This is a genomic window from Flavobacterium proteolyticum (assembly GCF_015223105.1).
GTDB lineage: Bacteria > Bacteroidota > Bacteroidia > Flavobacteriales > Flavobacteriaceae > Flavobacterium > Flavobacterium proteolyticum.
On sequence record NZ_JADFTZ010000003.1, the window covers coordinates 157,306 to 178,211 of the forward strand.

Sequence of the window (20,906 nt, forward strand, 5' to 3'; positions counted from 1 at the left end):
TGAATTAAAAGTTAAACCTTTTCATCAATTTTAAGTTAGTTAGTAGATTTTTTTAAACACTTTATCGAAAACACTCATGTAAAGCTAGCTAAGTATTAGTTTTTGAGTAATTTAGCATCAAGAAATTTCTTTAATAGTTGCCCTGACTAGAACTTTAATTACTTTTTATTAAGTAATAGATATGTGTTAAAAAAGTTTATTTTAAATCATTAAAAAGAATTGCGTTTTAAATTTTTATTTATTCAACTATGTATTGTTGACTACATGTTTTTTCCCCATCTCAATCACACTTACTACTTCATTTCTTTCCCCAACTATTAGTTATTTACTACTCGTTTTTGGTCTATTTTTTCAATTATTGTTAAATTAAATCAAAACGTTCATGAAAACAAAAATTACCATTTCGATATTATTTATCTGTCTTGGGTTTAATTTTGTTTATTCACAATTTACAACAACAAAACCCGATTTAAGATTATGTGGTACTGCTCCTAATTATTATCAGGATTACTATAATTGTACATCTAATAATTATACTTTAGACGATGTATTTTTAAGTTTAACCGATGTTAATGGCGTTCCACTAAATAATACTACATGTACACCAGGTGTATCTCAAACCATGTATGTAATGTTAAATTACACATCAAATTCAAACAGTAATATATATCATGTAAGAATGTTTGCTGATTTAGAAATTGATGGTGTTATTACACAATTAAATGTTAACTTAGGAACAGTTGCCCCTGGTTCAGGACAACGTCTGCTTTATGGCCCATTTACATGGGTTTGTGGACAAGAAATGATCCTGAATAGAATTTTAATTGTTTGGAAAACCTCAGGAAATGGAACCGAATTAGTTCCTTATTCTTGTAGCACCTATAACAAATCACAATGCGAATTCCCTGCAAGCGTTGTTATTACTGCTCCACTAGCTGTTCAATTTGATTATTCTGGTTGTACAAATGGAAGTATTTCTACAATCAATTTCGATTCAACAACAAATGGAGGAACACCTCCTTATAGTTATGCTTGGGATTTTGATTCTAATGGAACAGTTGATTCTACACAAGAAAATCCTACTTTCAATTACAATAATTCTTTATCCAACACAGCTACTTTAACAGTAACTGACGCGATGGGATTGACAAATACATATTCTGTTCCTATTGTTTATCCAAGCCAAGTTAATGTAAATGCAAATGTTCAAGGTTTAACTTGTGTACCTGGTTCAACTGCTTCAATTGATTTGACAATTTCTGGTGGAACGGCTCCTTATACCGTTTTATGGAATACTGGTGCAACTTCTCAAGATTTATCAAACTTAGGAATAGGAACTTATTCAGCAACTATAACAGATGCTTTGGGATGTATTAAAAATTACACAACTACAATTTCTGCTGTTGTTTGTTGTGAATTTTTAGTAACCTGTCCAACATTTTCACCTGTAAGTTTACAATGTTATGATTTATTACCTCAAGCAACTTCTTTAACTGAATTAGAATTTGAAGCTTTAGGAAATGGTAATGGTATAATTGGTAACAATCCTTGTGGTGTAATCCAAATAACTGCTTCTAACAGCGCTTATTTAGGTTGTAATACACAAGTAACCCGAACTTATACAATTACCGAATACTTAGACGCAAATGATAACGGAATAAGAGATGCTGGAGAAAATACAATTCTAAACGTTGTAACATGCAACCAGATATTTACTATCAATGATACAACGAATCCAACAATCACAACGCAAGCTTCTAACTTAGAAGTACAATGTGATGGTGCTGGAAATACTGCTGCATTAAACGCTTGGTTAGCTTCAAACGGTGGTGCTTCGGCTAGCGATGTTTGTTCTTCGGTAACTTGGACTAACAACTTTACTTCGGTTTCTGATACTTGTGGAGCTACTGGTTCTGCAACAGTGACTTTTACAGCTACTGATAATTGCGGAAATAGTTCTTCTACAACTGCAACGTTTACAATCATTGATACAACCAATCCATCAATTACAACACAAGCTTCGAACTTACAAGTACAATGTGATGGTGCTGGAAATACTGCTGCTTTAAATGCTTGGTTAGCTTCTAACGGTGGTGCTTCAGCTAGCGATGTTTGTTCGAATATAACTTGGACTAACAACTTTACATCAGTTTCTGATACTTGTGGTGCAACTGGTTCGGCAACAGTGACTTTTACAGCTACTGATAATTGCGGAAATAGTTCTTCTACAACTGCAACGTTTACAATAATTGATAACACAAATCCAACAATCACAACGCAAGCTTCAAATTTAGAAGTACAATGTGATGGTGCTGGAAATACTGCTGCATTAAACGCTTGGTTAGCTTCAAACGGTGGTGCTTCGGCTAGCGATGTTTGTTCTTCGGTAACTTGGAGTAACAACTTTACTTCGGTTTCTGACACTTGTGGAGCTACTGGTTCTGCAACAGTGACTTTTACTGCTACTGATAATTGCGGAAATAGTTCTTCTACAACTGCAACGTTTACAATCATTGATAACACGAATCCTGTGATTTCTGTTCAAGCTTCCAATTTAGAAGTACAATGTGATGGAAATGGAAATACTGCTGCTTTAAACGCTTGGTTAGCTTCAAACGGTGGTGCTTCGGCTAGCGATGTTTGTTCTTCGGTAACTTGGAGTAACAACTTTACTTCGGTTTCTGATACTTGTGGAGCGACTGGTTCTGCAACAGTGACTTTTACAGCTACTGATAATTGCGGAAATAGTTCTTCTACAACTGCAACGTTTACAATCATTGATAACACAAATCCAACAATCACAACGCAAGCTTCAAATTTAGAAGTGCAATGTGATGGAAACGGAAACACTGCTGCATTAAATGCTTGGTTAGCTTCTAACGGTGGTGCTTCAGCTAGCGATGTTTGTTCGAATATAACTTGGACTAACAACTTTACATCAGTTTCTGATACTTGTGGAGCGACTGGTTCTGCTTCGGTAACTTTTACTGCTACTGATAATTGCGGAAATAGTTCTTCAACTACTGCAACGTTTACAATAATCGATAACACGAATCCAACAATCACAACGCAAGCTTCTAACTTAGAAGTACAATGTGATGGTGCTGGAAATACTGCTGCATTAAACGCTTGGTTGGCTTCTAACGGTGGTGCTTCAGCTAGCGATGTTTGTTCTTCGGTAACTTGGACTAACAACTTTACTTCGGTTTCTGATACTTGTGGAGCAACTGGTTCTGCAACAGTGACTTTTACAGCTACTGATAATTGCGGAAATAGTTCTTCTACAACTGCAACGTTTACAATCATTGATAACACGAATCCTGTGATTTCTGTTCAAGCTTCCAATTTAGAAGTACAATGTGATGGAAATGGAAATACTGCTGCTTTAAACGCTTGGTTAGCTTCAAACGGTGGTGCTTCGGCTAGCGATGTTTGTTCTTCGGTAACTTGGAGTAACAACTTTACATCAGTTTCTGACACTTGTGGAGCGACTGGTTCTGCAACAGTGACTTTTACTGCTACTGATAACTGTGGAAATAGTTCTTCAACAACTGCTACGTTTACAATAATTGATAACACAAATCCAACAATCACAACGCAAGCTTCAAATTTAGAAGTGCAATGTGATGGAAACGGAAACACTGCTGCATTAAACGCTTGGTTAGCTTCTAATGGTGGTGCTGTAGCTTCTGATGTTTGTTCGAATGTAACTTGGAGTAACAACTTCACATCGATTTCTGATACTTGTGGTGCAACTGGTTCTGCAACAGTGACTTTTACTGCTACTGATAACTGTGGAAATAGTTCTTCAACAACTGCAACGTTTACAATAATCGATAACACGAATCCAACAATCACAACGCAAGCTTCTAACTTAGAAGTACAATGTGATGGTGCTGGAAATACTGCTGCATTAAACGCTTGGTTAGCTTCTAACGGTGGTGCTTCAGCTAGCGATGTTTGTTCGAATGTAACTTGGAGTAATAACTTCACATCAGTTTCTGATACTTGTGGAGCAACTGGTTCGGCAATAGTGACTTTTACTGCTACTGATAATTGCGGAAATAGTTCTTCAACAACTGCAACGTTTACAATAATCGATAACACGAATCCAACAATCACAACGCAAGCTTCGAATTTAGAAGTACAATGTGATGGTGCTGGAAATACTGCTGCATTAAACGCTTGGTTGGCTTCAAATGGTGGTGCTTCAGCTAGCGATGTTTGTTCTTCGGTAACTTGGACTAACAACTTTACTTCGGTTTCTGATACTTGTGGAGCGACTGGTTCTGCTTCGGTAACTTTTACTGCTACTGATAATTGCGGAAATAGTTCTTCAACTACTGCAACGTTTACAATAATCGATAACACGAATCCAACAATCACAACGCAAGCTTCTAACTTAGAAGTACAATGTGATGGTGCTGGAAATACTGCTGCATTAAACGCTTGGTTGGCTTCTAACGGTGGTGCTTCAGCTAGCGATGTTTGTTCTTCGGTAACTTGGACTAACAACTTTACTTCGGTTTCTGATACTTGTGGAGCAACTGGTTCGGCAATAGTGACTTTTACTGCTACTGATAATTGCGGAAATAGTTCTTCTACAACTGCAACGTTTACAATCATTGATAACACGAATCCTGTGATTTCTGTTCAAGCTTCCAATTTAGAAGTACAATGTGATGGAAATGGAAATACTGCTGCTTTAAACGCTTGGTTAGCTTCAAACGGTGGTGCTTCTGCTAGCGATGTTTGTTCTTCGGTAACTTGGAGTAACAACTTTACTTCGGTTTCTGATACTTGTGGAGCAACTGGTTCGGCAATAGTGACTTTTACTGCTACTGATAATTGCGGAAATAGTTCTTCAACAACTGCAACGTTTACAATAATCGATAACACGAATCCAACAATCACAACGCAAGCTTCTAACTTAGAAGTACAATGTGATGGTGCTGGAAATATTGCTACATTAAACGCTTGGTTAGCTTCTAACGGTGGTGCTGTAGCTAGCGATGTTTGTTCTTCGGTAACTTGGACTAACAACTTTACTTCGGTTTCTGACACTTGTGGAGCAACTGGTTCTGCTTCGGTAACTTTTACTGCTACTGATAATTGCGGAAATAGTTCTTCTACAACTGCAACGTTTACAATCATTGATAACACGAATCCTGTGATTTCTGTTCAAGCTTCCAATTTAGAAGTACAATGTGATGGAAATGGAAATACTGCTGCTTTAAACGCTTGGTTAGCTTCAAACGGTGGTGCTTCGGCTAGCGATGTTTGCTCTTCGGTAACTTGGAGTAACAACTTTACTTCGGTTTCTGATACTTGTGGAGCGACTGGTTCTGCAACAGTGACTTTTACAGCTACTGATAATTGCGGAAATAGTTCTTCTACAACTGCAACGTTTACAATCATTGATACAACCAATCCAACAATCACAACTCAAGCTTCTAACTTAGAAGTACAATGTGATGGTACTGGAAATACTGCTGCATTAAACGCTTGGTTAGCTTCTAACGGAGGTGCTTCAGCTAGCGATGTTTGTTCGAATGTGACTTGGAGTAACAACTTTACTTCGGTTTCTGACACTTGTGGAGCTACTGGTTCGGCAACAGTTACTTTTACAGCTACTGATAATTGCGGAAATAGTTCTTCAACTACTGCAACGTTTACAATAATCGATAACACGAATCCAACAATCACAACGCAAGCTTCTAACTTAGAAGTACAATGTGATGGTGCTGGAAATACTGCTGCATTAAACGCTTGGTTGGCTTCTAACGGTGGTGCTGTAGCTTCTGATGTTTGTTCGAATGTAACTTGGAGTAACAACTTCACATCGATTTATGATACTTGTGGTGCAACTGGTTCTGCAACAGTGACTTTTACTGCTACTGATAACTGTGGAAATAGTTCTTCAACAACTGCAACGTTTACAATAATCGATAACACGAATCCAACAATCACAACGCAAGCTTCGAATTTAGAAGTACAATGTGATGGTGCTGGAAATACTGCTGCATTAAACGCTTGGTTGGCTTCAAATGGTGGTGCTTCAGCTAGCGATGTTTGTTCTTCGGTAACTTGGACTAACAACTTTACTTCGGTTTCTGACACTTGTGGAGCTACTGGTTCGGCAACAGTGACTTTTACAGCTACTGATAATTGCGGAAATAGTTCTTCAACTACTGCTACGTTTACAATAATTGATAACACAAATCCAACAATCACAACGCAAGCTTCAAATTTAGAAGTACAATGTGATGGTGCTGGAAATACGGCTGCTTTAAACGCTTGGTTAGCTTCTAACGGTGGTGCTTCAGCTAGCGATGTTTGTTCTTCGGTAACTTGGACTAACAACTTTACTTCGGTTTCTGATACTTGTGGAGCAACTGGTTCTGCTTCGGTAACTTTTACTGCTACTGATAATTGCGGAAATAGTTCTTCAACAACAGCTACATTTACAATCATTGATACAACCAATCCAATTTTCACAAGTGAACTTCCTCAAAATATTTCTGTTTCTTGTGATGCTGTTCCAACCCCTGCAATTATGACTGGAACTGATAACTGTAGTGATGTAATTGTTAATGTTTTAGATACAATTGACAGAGAAGAATCACAATGTGCTGGAGAATATATCATTAACAGAACTTGGACCATAACTGATAGTTGTAATAATAGCTCAAGTTATACTCAAATTATAACTGTTTTCGACAACACTCCCCCTACTTTAACAACCCCGTTAAGCACACAAATTAGTGTTTTATGTTCTGAGATTCCAACGGTTCCTCAATTAGTTTTCTCAGATAATTGTTCTGGCATCCAAAATGTAATTTACAATGAAACTTCAACAATTATTTCAATTTATGAATATGTTATTGTACGAGAATGGGTTGTTTCTGACAATTGTGGAAACGAGGCTAATTTTACACAAACTATTAATGTTAGTGTTGAAGAACCATTCGATGCAATTCCTTTTTCAATATGTATAGAAGAAAATCCAATAGATTTATTTACTATATTAGACGATTCAATTCCTACAAGTGGAACATGGCAGGAAGTTACTAATTCTGGTGGATTAACTGGAAATATTTTCGACCCAACAAATGTAACTTTAGGATACTATACTTTACAGTATATTGTTGAATTAGAAGATAATACTTGTCCGATGATTTATGAAGTGTATTTAAATGTAAATGATGATTGTGTGGTATTAGCTGCTTGTGACATTACGGTTTACAATGCGGTTTCACCAAATGACGATAGCTCCAATGATTTCTTTTTCATCGACGGACTTGAATGTTATCCAGATAATACAGTAGAAATTTATAACAGATGGGGAATTTTAGTTTATAGCGAAACAGGTTATGATAATAATCTTAAATCGTTCAAAGGAATATCTGAAGGTAGAAACACCATTAATAAAAATGAGCTTCTTCCAGACGGCACTTACTTCTACATTCTGAAATATACAGATGAAGAAAATAAGAAACATGATCGATCAGGATATTTATACCTAAACCGTTAATAGATTAAAGCAACTTAAATACAAACAAGATGAAAACGATTTTAACTATAATTTGTGCATTCATTTTACAAAGTATGTATTCTCAACAGGATTCTCAATATACTCAATATATGTACAATACGCCCCTTGTAAATCCAGCCTATGCTGGTTCTAGGGAAACAATAACGGCATTTTTACTCCACAGAAATCAGTGGGTAGGTTTAGACGGAGCACCAGTAACTAATAATTTTTCTGTAAATATGCCGGTTGGAGATTCTAACTTTGGTATAGGATTAAACTTTGTTAATGATAAAATTGGTCCAGTTAATGAAAATGAAATTTCAGCTGACTTAGCTTATTTTATTCAAATATCAGAAAATTATAAATTATCATTAGGCTTAAAAGGAACGGCTAATTTATTTCAATTAGACGTTAATAAGTTAAGAATTTACGATCCAGCCGACCCACAATTTCAAAACATGGATACCGAATTTTCTCCAAATGTAGGAGCTGGATTATATCTATTTTCAGATAAAACTTACTTTGGATTATCGGTACCAAGCTTTTTCGAATCTTATCGATATAATGATAACAATATTGAAATTACTAAAGAAAAAATGCACTTCTATTTTATTGCAGGACATGTATTTACACTAAGTGATAACATCGATTTCAAACCCGCTGTTTTAAGTAAAATTGTAGAAGGAGCTCCATTGCAAGCTGATATAACAGCTAACTTTTTATTCTTTGATAAACTAACATTAGGAGCCGCATACAGATGGGATGCTTCTGTGAGTGCTTTGGCTGGATTTCAGATTTCAGATTCTTGGTTCATTGGATATGGTTATGATTTAGAAACCACTAAACTTGCTAATTACAATTCAGGTTCTCACGAGATATTTCTACGCTATGAGTTTTTCAACAGAAGTAGAGTTTCAGCACCTAGATTCTTTTAAATTTTCCGATTATGAAAACATTATACACACTAGTATTCGTCTTAAGCATCACAATTGGTGCTTTTGCACAAGGGTCTAAGCTAAACAAAGCAGACAAAAAATACGATAAATACTCTTATATAGATGCAATCGAAATTTATGAGAAAGTGGCCGAAAAAGGATACAAATCTGCTGAATTATTCGAAAAATTGGGGAATGCTTACTATTTCAATGGTGAATTAGATAAAGCTTCTAAATGGTATGGTGAACTTTTTGCCCTAAATCAAGAAGTAGACTCGGAGTATTATTTTAGATATGCTCAAACTTTAAAAGCGGAAGGTAATTACGAAAAATCAAATCAGTACATGGAATTATTTGCTCAAAAAACAAACGATACTAGAGCCAAATTATTTCAAGAGAATAAAGATTATTTAACTGATATTGATGCCGTTTCTGGAAAATATACCATGGATAAAACCGATGTAAATTCAGAGTTTTATGATTATGGTCCAACATTTTTCGGAAAACAAATTGTATTTACTTCTTCTCGAAGTGAAGGCAATCAGTACTCCAAAATTCACGATTGGACTAAACAAAATTTCACTGATTTATTTGTTGCTTCAATTGATAATGATGGAAAATTAGGAAGCGTAGAAAATTTCTCTAAAACTGTAAATACTAAATATAATGAGTCCTCACCTGTCTTCACAAAAGATGGAAAAACTATGTATTTTACCCGAAACAATTACAACGACGGTAAAAAACGTAAAAGTGATGACAAAGTTATCATGGAAAAAATTTACAAAGCTGAATTAATCAATGGTGAATGGACGAATGTAAAAGAATTGCCTTTTTCTAACGATAATTACAAAACAGCACATCCTGCGTTGAGTCCAGATGAGAAAACCATGTATTTTGCTTCAGATATGCCGGGAAGTTTTGGAAATTCTGACTTATACAAAGTGTCTATCGATTCTAATGGTAATTTTGGTTCACCAGAAAATTTAGGTCCAACCATTAATACTGAAGGAAGAGAAACCTTCCCTTTTGTAGATACTGATAATAATTTGTTTTTCGCATCTGATGGACATCCAGGACTTGGTGGATTAGATATTTTTGAAGCTAAAGCAAACAAGAATTCATTTGAAAAACCTGTCAATGTAGGAAAACCATTAAACAGTCCAATGGACGATTTTGGATACATTACTAACAAAGATGGTTTAGGATTTTTCTCTTCCAACAGAGATGGAGGAACTGGATTTGACGACATTTACACTTTTACTCTTTGTACTCATACTTTAACTGGTATAATTTCAGATATTGATACAAAAGCAATATTAACCAATGCTAAAGTGATTCTTTTTGATGATAAAATGAATAAAATTAGTGAAACTATTTCTTCAGATAAAGGAGCTTATTCATTTAAAATTGAATGTAATAAAAAATACTACGTAAGAGCGTCAAAAGAAGAATATGAAACTACTGAAAAATCATTTGGTCCAGTAACCAAAACAGGTGAATCTAAGTTAGATATCGAATTAAAACGAAATATCTTCCCAGTTGAAGTGGGAACCGATTTAGCAAAAATACTAGATGTTAGTATCATTTATTTCGATTTAGACAAATGGAATATTCGCCCAGACGCTGCAGAAGATTTAGAGAAAATCATAGCGGTTATGAACCAATATCCAAACATGACCATTGATATCCGTTCGCATACCGATAGTAGACAAACTCACAAATACAACGAACTGTTATCAGACAGAAGAGCAAAATCTACTCTAGAATTTATGGTTAAAAACGGTATCAATCGTAATAGATTGACCGCAAAAGGATATGGAGAAACCCAATTGGTAAACAATTGCTCAGACGACGTTCCGTGTAGCGAAGCTGAACATCAAAAAAATAGACGAAGCGAGTTTATCGTGCTAAAAATGTAACCTACACACATATCTATATCATTTTTGGAAAAGCAGTTATTATTGTAATAACTGCTTTTTTATGTTTCATATATTATATCCAAAAAAGTATTTTAACTGATATTTATCATTTTTAATTGTCTGATAGTGAGGTAACTTTATGTATCCCTAAATATGAAGTTATGAAAACTAGATTAAGATTTTTAGTTATGTTAGTATTAGTTGGCTTCAATACGATGTATGGTCAATTTAGTGCTGATAGACCCGATTTAAGATTATGTGGATCGCCTCCTAATTATTATTTAGACTACTACAATTGTACATCTAATAATTATACTTTGGTGGATGTCTTCTTGAGTCTTACTGATGTTAATGGTGTGCCATTAAATAATACTACTTGTACTATTGGAACACCACAAAATTTGTATGTAATGTTAAACTATACTTCAAATTCAGCAAGTGCAGTTCATCACTCACGTATGTTTGCCGATTTGAATATTGAAGGACAAGCAACTGTACCTTTGAATGTTGACTTCAGAACAGTACAACCTGGAGCTGGACAAATTGCTTTGTATGGACCATTTACATGGGTTTGTGGTCAAGAAATTACATTAAGTAGAATATTAATTGTTTGGAGAACAAATGGTGATGATACCGAATTGGTTCCATATAATTGTTCTTCATACAATAAAACACAATGTGATTTACCAGATAACATTGCAGTTACAGCACCATTAGCAGTTGAATTTGATTATACAGCTTGTACTACAGGAAGTTCAACAACCGTAAATTTTAATTCTACAACATCTGGCGGTACTCCACCTTATACTTTTGCTTGGGATTTTGATAACAATGGAACTACTGACTCTATATTAGAAAATCCAACTTTTGTTTATAACAATGGTATGAGTTATTCTGCTGAACTAACTGTTACGGATAATTTAGGATTATCAAATTCATATTTGGTTCCAATTGTATATCCTACAGAGATTCAAATTACATCATCAATAGCTACTGTTGGTTGTTCATCATCTAATGATGGTGCTATTGATATAACAGTAACGGGAGGAACACCTCCTTACAGTTATCTATGGAGTAATAGTGCAACGACACAAGATTTAACTAATCTTACACCTGGAAGTTATAATGTTCAAGTAACAGATGCTTTTGGATGTATTAAAAATGAGTCATTTACAATATTAAATGGAGATACAACACCTCCAATAGTAACAATAACTCCAGATGTAACTCTTGAAGGTTGTTCAACTGCTATAATTGATGTTACTGACTTACCTTATTCTGGTATTTCTACAACCATTGATTTAACAACTTTCCAAAGTGTTGGAGGAACTGTAACTGATGCTTCTAGCATAAGTAGTATTTCCTATCAAGATACACAAACAGGAACTTGTCCCATTGTTGTAACTAGAACTTTTACAGTTTTAGATGCATGTAACAACTCAGCATCAATTAGTAAAATCTTTACAATAGATGATACAACTCCTCCTACCTTTATAGAAGCTTTACCAACCAGCATAACAGTAGAATGTAACGCTGTTCCAACAGCTGCAACTTTAACTGCAACCGACATTTGTGGAACTGCAACTGTTACTTACACTGAAGTTAGAACAAACGGAACTTGTATTTACGATTATACCTTAACCAGAACTTGGACTGCAACAGATGCATGTGGAAATACAACAACTCACAATCAAATTATTACGGTTCAAGATACTTCTAATCCTGTATTTGTAGAAAGTTTACCTGCAAATGTTACAGTAGAATGTAACGCTGTTCCAACAGCTGTAACTTTAACTGCAACGGATGTTTGTGGAACTGCAACTGTTACTTACGTAGAAGTTAGAACTAATGGAACTTGTACTTACGATTATACATTAACTAGAACTTGGACTGCAACTGATGCTTGTGGAAATACAACGACTCACAACCAAATTATTACGGTTCAAGACAATTCTAATCCAACATTCGTAGAAAGTTTACCTGCAAATGTTACAGTAGAATGTAACGCTGTTCCAACAGCTGTAACTTTAACTGCAACGGATGTTTGTGGAACTGCAACTGTTACTTACGTAGAAGTTAGAACAAACGGAACTTGTACTTACGATTATACTTTAACTAGAACTTGGACTGCAACTGATGCATGTGGAAACACTACAACTCACAATCAAGTAATAACTGTTCAAGACAATTCTAATCCAACATTCGTAGAAAGTTTACCTGCAAATGTAACTGTAGAATGTAACGCTGTTCCAACAGCTGCAACTTTAACTGCAATCGACATTTGTGGAACTGCAACTGTTACTTACACTGAAGTTAGAACAAACGGAACTTGTACTTACGATTATACTTTAACTAGAACTTGGACTGCAACTGATGCATGTGGAAACACTACAACTCACAATCAAGTGATAACTGTTCAAGATAATTCTAATCCAACATTTGTAGAAAGTTTACCTGCAAATGTTACAGTAGAATGTAACGCTGTTCCTACTCCAGTTACTTTAACTGCAACTGACCTTTGTGGAACTGCAACGGTAACTTACATGGAAGTTAGAACTAATGGAACTTGTATAAACGACTATACCTTAACTAGAACTTGGACTGCAACAGATGCATGTGGAAATACAACAACTCACAATCAAATTATTACGGTTCAAGATACTTCTAATCCAACATTCCTAGAAAGTTTACCTGCAAATGTTACAGTAGAATGTAATGCTGTTCCAACTCCAGTTACTTTAACTGCAACTGACCTTTGTGGAACTGCAACGGTAACTTACAATCAAGTTAGAACTGATGGAACTTGTACTTACGACTATACCTTAACTAGAACTTGGACTGCAACAGATGCTTGTGGAAATACAACAACTCACAATCAAATTATTACGGTTCAAGATACTTCTAATCCAACATTCGTTGAAGCTTTACCAACAGATGTAACTGTAGAATGTAACGCTGTTCCAACAGCTGTAACTTTAACTGCAACGGATGTTTGTGGAACTGCAACTGTTACTTACGTAGAAGTTAGAACTAATGGAACTTGTTTAAACAACTATACCTTAACTAGAACTTGGACAGCAACTGATGAATGTGGAAATGTAATAACTCACAATCAAATCATAACTGTTCAAGATACTTCTAATCCTACATTCGTAGAAAGTTTACCAGCTGATGTAACAATTGAATGTAATACAACCATTCCAAGTGCTACAACACTTACTGCAACAGACGTTTGTGGAACTGCCAATGTAACTTTCAATGAACAAGTAATTAATGGCAGTTGTGATAACGAAAGTCAAATCATTAGAACTTGGACTGCAACGGATGCTTGTGGAAATGTAACTACACATACACAAACTATAACTATCCAAGATACAACACCTCCAGTTTTTACAGGTATTATTCCTAATCCAGTGGTTTATGCTTATTGTGATGGAATTCCTGCCTTAGCAACTGTTACAGCTTCTGATAATTGTGGTGCAACTACAATCAGTTTTAATGAAGTTAGAATAGATGGCGATTGTATTAACAAATACGATTTAAACAGAACTTGGACTGCTGAAGATGATTGCGGAAATATAGCAACATTTACACAAGTAGTTCACGTGGCTTGTGATATTAAAATTTACAACGCTGTTTCTCCTAATAACGACGGAATGAACGACATTTTCTACATCGAAGGTATAGATTGTTATCCTAACAACTCTGTTGAAATATACAACCGTTGGGGTGTAAAAATATATACTGCTGTAGGTTATGACAATGTCAATAAAGTATTTAGTGGTTATTCAAACGAACATAATTCTGTTTCTGGAAACGACTTACTACCTGCTGGAACTTATTTCTATATTTTAAAATATGAGTACGATTTATATGGTACACAAAAACAAAATATTGAAAAATCTGGTTATTTATACATTCAAAGTAAATAGAACATTATGAAACGCTATATAACATCAAAAATAACTTCTTTAATGCTGTTAGTTTTAACTACGCTTGGAGTTATAAACGAGAGTGCTGCTCAGCAAGATTCTCAGTATACCATGTATATGTACAATACGGCTAATGTAAATCCAGCTTATGCGGGTTCCAGAGAAACAATAACTGCTTTTCTGTTACATAGAAATCAATGGGTTGGATTAGATGGCGCTCCAGTAACCAATAACTTTGCAATCAATGCTCCATTAGGAGATTCTAATTTTGGTTGGGGATTATCATTCGTAAACGATCAATTAGGGCCAACATCTGAAAACGAAATTTCAGCCGATTTAGCTTATTTCGTTCAAATCTCTGATAATTTCAAATTGTCATTGGGATTAAAAGGTACGGCTAATCTATTCAAATTAGACGTTAACAAATTGGATATTTACAATCCTTTAGATCCACAATTTCAAGATATGGATACCGAATTTTCTCCTAACATTGGAGCCGGATTGTACTTGTTTTCAGATCAAACTTATCTAGGAGTTTCCGTTCCTAATGTATTTGAAAGCTATCACTACAATGATAACAATACACAAATCAACAAAGAGAAAATGCACTTCTATGTCATTGGTGGTCACGTTTTTGAATTTAGCGATAACTTCAAATTCAAACCTGCATTTTTAACCAAAGCTGTGGAAGGTGCGCCTCTTCAAATTGATTTGACTGGAAATTTCCTAATTCATGAGAAACTAACTCTTGGTGCTTCTTACCGTTGGGATGCTTCAATAAGTGCCTTAGCCGGATTCCAAATTTCTGATTCTTGGTTTATTGGATATGGTTACGACATGGAAACAACCGAACTTGCTAACTACAATTCGGGTTCACATGAAATTTTCTTACGATATGAATTCTTTAATAACAATAGAATCTCTGATCCTAGATTCTTCTAAAAAATTGATTATGAAAACGATATATATAATATTATCAATAATAGGTTTCTCATTTTCAGTTTGGTCTCAAAATGCTCAAATTGCGGAAGCCGATAAAAAGTACAACAAATATTCGTATGTAGATGCTATTGAAATTTATGAAAAAGTAGCCGAAAAAGGATATGAATCTCCCGAGTTATTCCAAAAACTAGGAAACGCCTATTATTTCAATAGTAATTTACTCACCGCAGCCAAATGGTACGGAAAATTATTTGAATTATATCCAGAACAAGAACCTGAGTATTATTTTAGATACGCTCAAGCACTAAAAGCTTCTGAAGAGTATGAAAAATCTGATGCTTACATGGCTAAATTCTATGAAAAAAGTCCCGATTCAAGAGCAAAATTATACGCCGAAAACAAAGACTATCTTAAAGATATTGAAATCAATTCAGGGAAATACACCGTTACTCCTACTGACATTAATTCTGAATTTTCAGATTTTGGACCCGCATTTTTTGGAGACAAAATTGTGTATTCTTCATCTAGAAAAGAAGGCGCATTATACAATAAAATCAACCCTTGGACTGAACAAAATTATAGAGATTTATATGTTGTTGAAAAAGACAATAATTACAAATTAAGTAATCCTGTTAATTTTTCAAATGTAATCAATACAAAATACAATGAGTCAACTCCTGTATTTACTAAAGATGGTAAAACCATTTATTTTACACGAAATAATTACAATTCAGGAAGAAAAGGAAAAGCAGATGATAAAAGTACCTTAATCAAAATTTACAAAGCTAATTGGGTTGATGGTGTTTGGACAAATGTGAAAGAACTACCTTTTTGTAGTGATGATTATAGTACAGCACATCCTGCTTTGAGTTTTGATGAAAAAACCTTGTATTTCGTTTCTGATATGCCGGGTGGCTTTGGAAGTTCTGACTTGTATAAAGTGAGCATCGATGCTAATGGGAACTTTGGAAAACCAGAAAACTTAGGTAAAAACATCAATACCGAAAGCAAAGAAACATTCCCTTTCCTAGACGATGACAACAATTTATATTTCGCTTCTAATGGTTATCCTGGATTAGGCGGATTGGATATTTACAAAGCTAAAATCACTGCTATAGGGCATGAAAAACCAATGAATATGGGAAAACCAATCAATAGTCCGCTTGATGATTTTTGTATCATTATGGATAAAGAACATAAAGGGTATTTATCATCAAATCGTATTGGAAGCGTGGGTTATGATGATATTTACAGTTTTACCAAATGCAATTATACCGTAAAAGGTTTCATTACCGATTTAAAAACGGGCGAAATCTTAACCAATGCAACAGTTGAAATCTTTGATGAAAATAACAAGAAAGTAACTGAAACCAAATCTAATGCTTTAGGAAAATATAGTTTAGCCATTGAATGTAGAGAAAACTATACCATCAGAGCTTCTAAAAAAGACTACGAATCTGCTGAGAAAATGTTTGTTTCTGAAAATACGGATAACATTTCAAAAGTCAATTTAGCCTTAGATCGAAACGTATTCTTAGTAGAAACTGGAACTGATTTAGCCAAAGTATTTGATATTAGTTTGATTTATTTCGACTTAGACAAATGGAATATACGACCTGATGCAGCCAAAGATTTAGAAAAAATCATAGCCGTGATGAAACAAAATCCTGATATGAAAGTAGATATTCGTTCTCATACTGATAGCCGACAAACACATAAATACAATCAAACGCTTTCTGACCGAAGAGCTAAAGCTACTATGGATTTCATGATTAAAAACGGAATCGATAAATCGAGATTAACAGCCAAAGGTTATGGCGAAACTGAGTTAGTAAACGAATGTAAAGACAACGTTCCTTGTTCTGAAGCCCAACACCAAAAAAACAGAAGAAGTGAATTTATTATTTTAAAAATGTAAATCTCAATGTTTTCATGACGACGAAAAAGCAGTTGTTGATATTTATCACAGCTGCTTTTTCAATTTTATATGTAATAAAAGTTTTATATATTTGAAGAAACAACTAAGTTTTACTTTAGTTTTATAAACCTTAGATGAAAACAAAAATTCAACTTTTAATTTTACTACTTTTTTCAATAAACTCTTTTGCTCACAAAGATAAATTTGTACTTGAAAATTATGGTAATGTTAAAGTTTACATGAGAACTGGTTTCAATTACTCAGATTTAGATAAAATTAAAATAATTGGAAAACTTTCTGAGAAATTATCAAAAAATCTAAATTATAAAGACACAATTTTAATTGAGTATATACAAGATTACACAAATGTACTAACAGATGATTTGTACCTATTAGAATATAACAACTCTAATTTCAAATTAGTTAATGGATTAGAAGAAACGAATTCACTACAAACCAACAATACTGGCTTATCTGTTAGAATTTATGCAAACAAAATTAAAATTCTTGATATTTTAAAGTTTGTTGAATATTTAATTTACAACAAAGAAGAAACGAATAATTATTTGACAAAAAGAGAAATAAAATTAAATAATTATGAAGATAAACAAGTTTTGGAAACTTTGATTTACGAAGCAACAGATAAAAGTCTTATTGAAAAAATTATCTCAAAGGAATCAATTTTAATCAAAAATTTGATAAATGAAAAGTTTGTAGTAAAATCTGAAGAATATTATGGAATTGAAATATATTGGAAGAATGATAAATTTATATTTGAGTATAAATTATTTGATGAAGATCAATACCAATTACATGAACTAAAAGACTATTACTATTGTATTCCGGTAAATATTAATGAAATTTTAGTCTTTACAGATGAAAGTTCATTTTACTTTATAAATGGGAATAAAGAAAAAAACATAAAACTAAATAAAATTAAAAATGGAAATAATGTCCCCATTGGAATTATAGATTTGGATAATAAAATTTTAATATTCGATTTTTACAATCGAGGTAACATTAATATTTTTCTTAAAAATAAAAATAAAGTAATTTCCAAATTCAATTAGTAAAACATGATATAAGATTTTGTAAACTTTCGAAAAATAATCAGTTATACTTTATAATCAGTAAAATCAGTTAAAATAAACACTTTTTAAGTTGGAACAAAAAAGCAGCTATTCTTTTCAAAATAGCTGCTTTTTCTATAAACAAACATGAAATTTTATTTTTTGATGAACATATTCGTGTAGTATTTTCTACCTTGATCGTCCATTTTAATTGCGGCTCCAAAATGAGTATAATCTCCTTCTAGGTTCGCTTTGTGGCTTGGACTGTTTACCCAAGCTGTTACTGTTGCTTGTGCTGTAGAATAAGCAAATGCTACATTTTCTCCTACTCTATATGCACCCAATACTTCTTGTAAATTTGATTTTCTTTCTTCAAAACCTTCATGAGTAACAGTATGTGTGGCTAACATGTAATCGTTATGTTCTGAAGATTTATATGAAATGTGTTCTATTATTTCTAACGGATTTAATCCTACAGAAACTCGGTAAGCATTAACTTCGTCTAATAATTCTAATTCTAAGTTAGAATGTGTATAACTTCTTACTGTTTCATTTGTTGTAGAATTTGTTGCAGATTCTGAATCAGCTGAACATGAAGTTAAAGATGATAAACCAATTGTTAGGGCAAAAAGAGTAATCATTAATTTTTTCATAAGTAGAGAGTTTTTTTAGTTGTTGTTGTGTTAATAAATACTAAAAATCGATTAAGTGATTGATTAACAGGACAAATGTACAAAAACGTCGGTAACACGCAAAAAAAATCGATGAAATACATCAAAATTTAACGTTTTAAACATTTGAATATCAATTACTTAAAACTTTACTTACAGAAATAAAAAAAATCCTAAGTTTAAAAAACTTAGGATTTTGTATAAAATTTAAATTATTGACTATCAAGGAGATAAACGATCTATTTTCCAATCGTATTCATTGGTTAGTTGATAGCGAATTCTATCGTGTAAACGATTTGGTCTTCCTTGCCAAAACTCCACTTCTACTGGACGAACTAAAAAACCACCCCAATGAGCTGGACGCAAAATTTCTTTTCCCTCCCACTCTTTTTCTAATTGCTTTAAATTGTTCTCTAAAAACTCACGATTCGGAATTACTTCACTTTGTGGTGAAACAATAGCACCTAATTTACTTCCATCAGGTCGAGATGCAAAATAATTATCGGAAATATTCTCAGTCGTTTTTTCAGCAATTCCTTTAATGATAATCTGACGTTCCACCGTTGGCCAAAAGAAAGACAAACAAACATTCGGATTATTCAAAATAGCTTTTCCTTTTTCCGAATTATAATTGGTATAAAAAATAAAACCTTCTTCATTAAACTTTTTAAGTAAAACCACACGCGCTTTCGGGAAACCATCTAAACCGATAGTCGTAACGGTCATCGCATTTACTTCCTCAGCAGCATTTAAATCTTCCGCTTCATAAAACCATTTATGAAATAAATTTATTGGATCTTCCGGAATTTGATTTTCCAATAATTCACTCTTTTCGTATGATTTTCTATAATTGCTTAAATCTTTCATTGTTATTTTATTTCTACAAAGCAAAGTTACAAAGGGAAACTCGTTTTTTTACTAAAACAAAAATTAAAATTAAACCTTTTTGAATATCTTTAGTCTTATAAACAAATATCGCATTTTGCAAGACGAAAAAGCTTTCATCTCCGAATTATTAAACCCGAAAACGCAGAATGAAGCGTTTCGAAAGCTGTTGCAATTGTATCAAAAACCATTGTATTATCATATAAGAAACATGGTTTTAAATCATGATGATGCTGATGATGTATTGCAAAACACCTTTATAAAAGTATTTGGAAATCTTAAAAATTTTAAAGGCGATAGTAAATTGTATTCTTGGATGTACAGAATTGCCACCAATGAAGCCATAACGTTCATGCAACAACGAGCAAAAAAACAAGGAATATCAAATGAAGAAGCCCAACAAAAAGAAATAAATAAATTAGAAAGTGATGTTTTTTTTGATGGCGATGAAATTCAATTAAAATTACAAAAAGCAATTGCTATTTTGCCTGAAAAACAACAAATAGTCTTTAAAATGAAATATTTTGAAGAATTAAAATATGAAGAAATATCCGAAATTTTAGGAACTTCTATTGGTGCTTTAAAAGCAAGTTATCATATAGCAGTTAAGAAAATAGAAGAATTTTTACATACCAATTAAACCTTTTAGCCTTATTTTTGTCCAATAGATATGAAACAATTTGATTTAGAAAATAACAAAGAAATTAAATCGGGATTTAAAGTTCCAGAAAACTACTTTGAGCAATTCGAAGCAAAAATGATGGCACAAATTCCGGTAGAAAAAGAAACTAAAGTTGTTTCCTTATTTTACAGAAAACAAGTTTGGATAAGTTCAATTGCAGCTGTTCTTTTACTTGCTATTGCAATTCCGGTTTATTTTAATATGGCAAAAGAAAACAATTTAGATGCTGGAACTATAGAAGTATATCTATCACAACAACAAGGAATTGGAATCACTGAGTTGTCAAAACACTTAACCGATGAAGACATCGCTGAATTAGAAAATAATTTGTCATTAAATGAAGTCAATTCTGATGCAGTTGAAGACTATCTTTCAGAATCAGAAAATTTAGATTACTATATTAACGAATAATAATTTA

General features: G+C 33.4%; 11 protein-coding genes. 9 read left to right on the forward strand and 2 right to left on the reverse strand.

Features of this window, described 5'->3' with window-relative positions:
* The first annotated feature begins 382 nt into the window (after positions 1-382).
* From IM755_RS08355 to IM755_RS08385, 7 genes are all read left to right on the forward strand, one after another.
* Positions 383-7,534 (forward strand): HYR-like domain-containing protein, encoded by a 7,152-nt coding sequence (locus tag IM755_RS08355; RefSeq protein ID WP_194095681.1) that lies wholly within the window; start codon positions 383-385, stop codon positions 7,532-7,534.
* 29 nt (positions 7,535-7,563) lie between these two features.
* Entirely contained in the window at positions 7,564-8,469 is a 906-nt protein-coding gene (locus IM755_RS08360; RefSeq protein WP_194095683.1) for a PorP/SprF family type IX secretion system membrane protein, read from the forward strand.
* Between the two features lie 11 nt (positions 8,470-8,480).
* On the forward strand, positions 8,481-10,388 hold the full coding sequence (locus tag IM755_RS08365) for an OmpA family protein (RefSeq protein WP_194095685.1): 1,908 nt from the start codon (positions 8,481-8,483) through the stop codon (positions 10,386-10,388).
* Positions 10,389-10,549: 161 nt separating this feature from the next.
* A complete protein-coding gene (locus IM755_RS08370; protein WP_194095687.1) occupies positions 10,550-14,320 on the forward strand; it encodes an HYR-like domain-containing protein in 3,771 nt (1,256 codons plus the stop codon).
* Between the two features lie 6 nt (positions 14,321-14,326).
* Positions 14,327-15,262 (forward strand): PorP/SprF family type IX secretion system membrane protein, encoded by a 936-nt coding sequence (locus IM755_RS08375; protein WP_194095689.1) that lies wholly within the window; start codon positions 14,327-14,329, stop codon positions 15,260-15,262.
* A gap of 10 nt (positions 15,263-15,272) precedes the next feature.
* Positions 15,273-17,180: an OmpA family protein gene (locus IM755_RS08380; protein WP_194095691.1), complete on the forward strand. Its 1,908-nt coding sequence runs from the start codon at positions 15,273-15,275 to the stop codon at positions 17,178-17,180.
* 134 nt (positions 17,181-17,314) lie between these two features.
* Positions 17,315-18,250, forward strand: coding sequence for a hypothetical protein (locus IM755_RS08385; protein WP_194095693.1), 936 nt, complete (start codon positions 17,315-17,317; stop codon positions 18,248-18,250).
* Positions 18,251-18,405: 155 nt separating this feature from the next.
* On the opposite strand, the gene IM755_RS08390 is transcribed toward IM755_RS08385, so the two are convergent.
* A complete protein-coding gene (locus IM755_RS08390) occupies positions 18,406-18,903 on the reverse strand; it encodes a CAP domain-containing protein (RefSeq protein ID WP_194095696.1) in 498 nt (165 codons plus the stop codon).
* A gap of 240 nt (positions 18,904-19,143) precedes the next feature.
* Positions 19,144-19,788, reverse strand: coding sequence for a pyridoxamine 5'-phosphate oxidase (gene pdxH / locus IM755_RS08395; protein WP_194095698.1), 645 nt, complete (start codon positions 19,786-19,788; stop codon positions 19,144-19,146).
* Between the two features lie 115 nt (positions 19,789-19,903).
* Here pdxH and IM755_RS08400 point away from each other — a divergent pair, with 115 nt between their 5' ends.
* On the forward strand, positions 19,904-20,446 hold the full coding sequence (locus IM755_RS08400; RefSeq protein WP_194095700.1) for an RNA polymerase sigma factor: 543 nt from the start codon (positions 19,904-19,906) through the stop codon (positions 20,444-20,446).
* Positions 20,447-20,476: 30 nt separating this feature from the next.
* Positions 20,477-20,899 carry a hypothetical protein gene (locus IM755_RS08405; protein WP_194095703.1) on the forward strand — a complete coding sequence of 141 codons (423 nt, stop codon included), beginning with the start codon at positions 20,477-20,479 and terminating at the stop codon, positions 20,897-20,899.
* Positions 20,900-20,906 lie beyond the last annotated feature (7 nt).

Excerpts from the sequence above, each read along its gene's own strand:
- IM755_RS08405 (WP_194095703.1), top strand. The coding sequence starts at position 20,477 with ATGAAACAATTTGATTTAGAAAATAACAAAGAAATTAAATCGGGATTT.
- IM755_RS08390 (WP_194095696.1), bottom strand. The coding sequence starts at position 18,903 with ATGAAAAAATTAATGATTACTCTTTTTGCCCTAACAATTGGTTTATCA.
- IM755_RS08355 (WP_194095681.1), top strand. The coding sequence starts at position 383 with ATGAAAACAAAAATTACCATTTCGATATTATTTATCTGTCTTGGGTTT.
- IM755_RS08365 (WP_194095685.1), top strand. The coding sequence starts at position 8,481 with ATGAAAACATTATACACACTAGTATTCGTCTTAAGCATCACAATTGGT.
- IM755_RS08375 (WP_194095689.1), top strand. The coding sequence starts at position 14,327 with ATGAAACGCTATATAACATCAAAAATAACTTCTTTAATGCTGTTAGTT.
- IM755_RS08360 (WP_194095683.1), top strand. The coding sequence starts at position 7,564 with ATGAAAACGATTTTAACTATAATTTGTGCATTCATTTTACAAAGTATG.
- IM755_RS08380 (WP_194095691.1), top strand. The coding sequence starts at position 15,273 with ATGAAAACGATATATATAATATTATCAATAATAGGTTTCTCATTTTCA.
- pdxH (WP_194095698.1), bottom strand. The coding sequence starts at position 19,788 with ATGAAAGATTTAAGCAATTATAGAAAATCATACGAAAAGAGTGAATTA.
- IM755_RS08385 (WP_194095693.1), top strand. The coding sequence starts at position 17,315 with ATGAAAACAAAAATTCAACTTTTAATTTTACTACTTTTTTCAATAAAC.
- IM755_RS08370 (WP_194095687.1), top strand. The coding sequence starts at position 10,550 with ATGAAAACTAGATTAAGATTTTTAGTTATGTTAGTATTAGTTGGCTTC.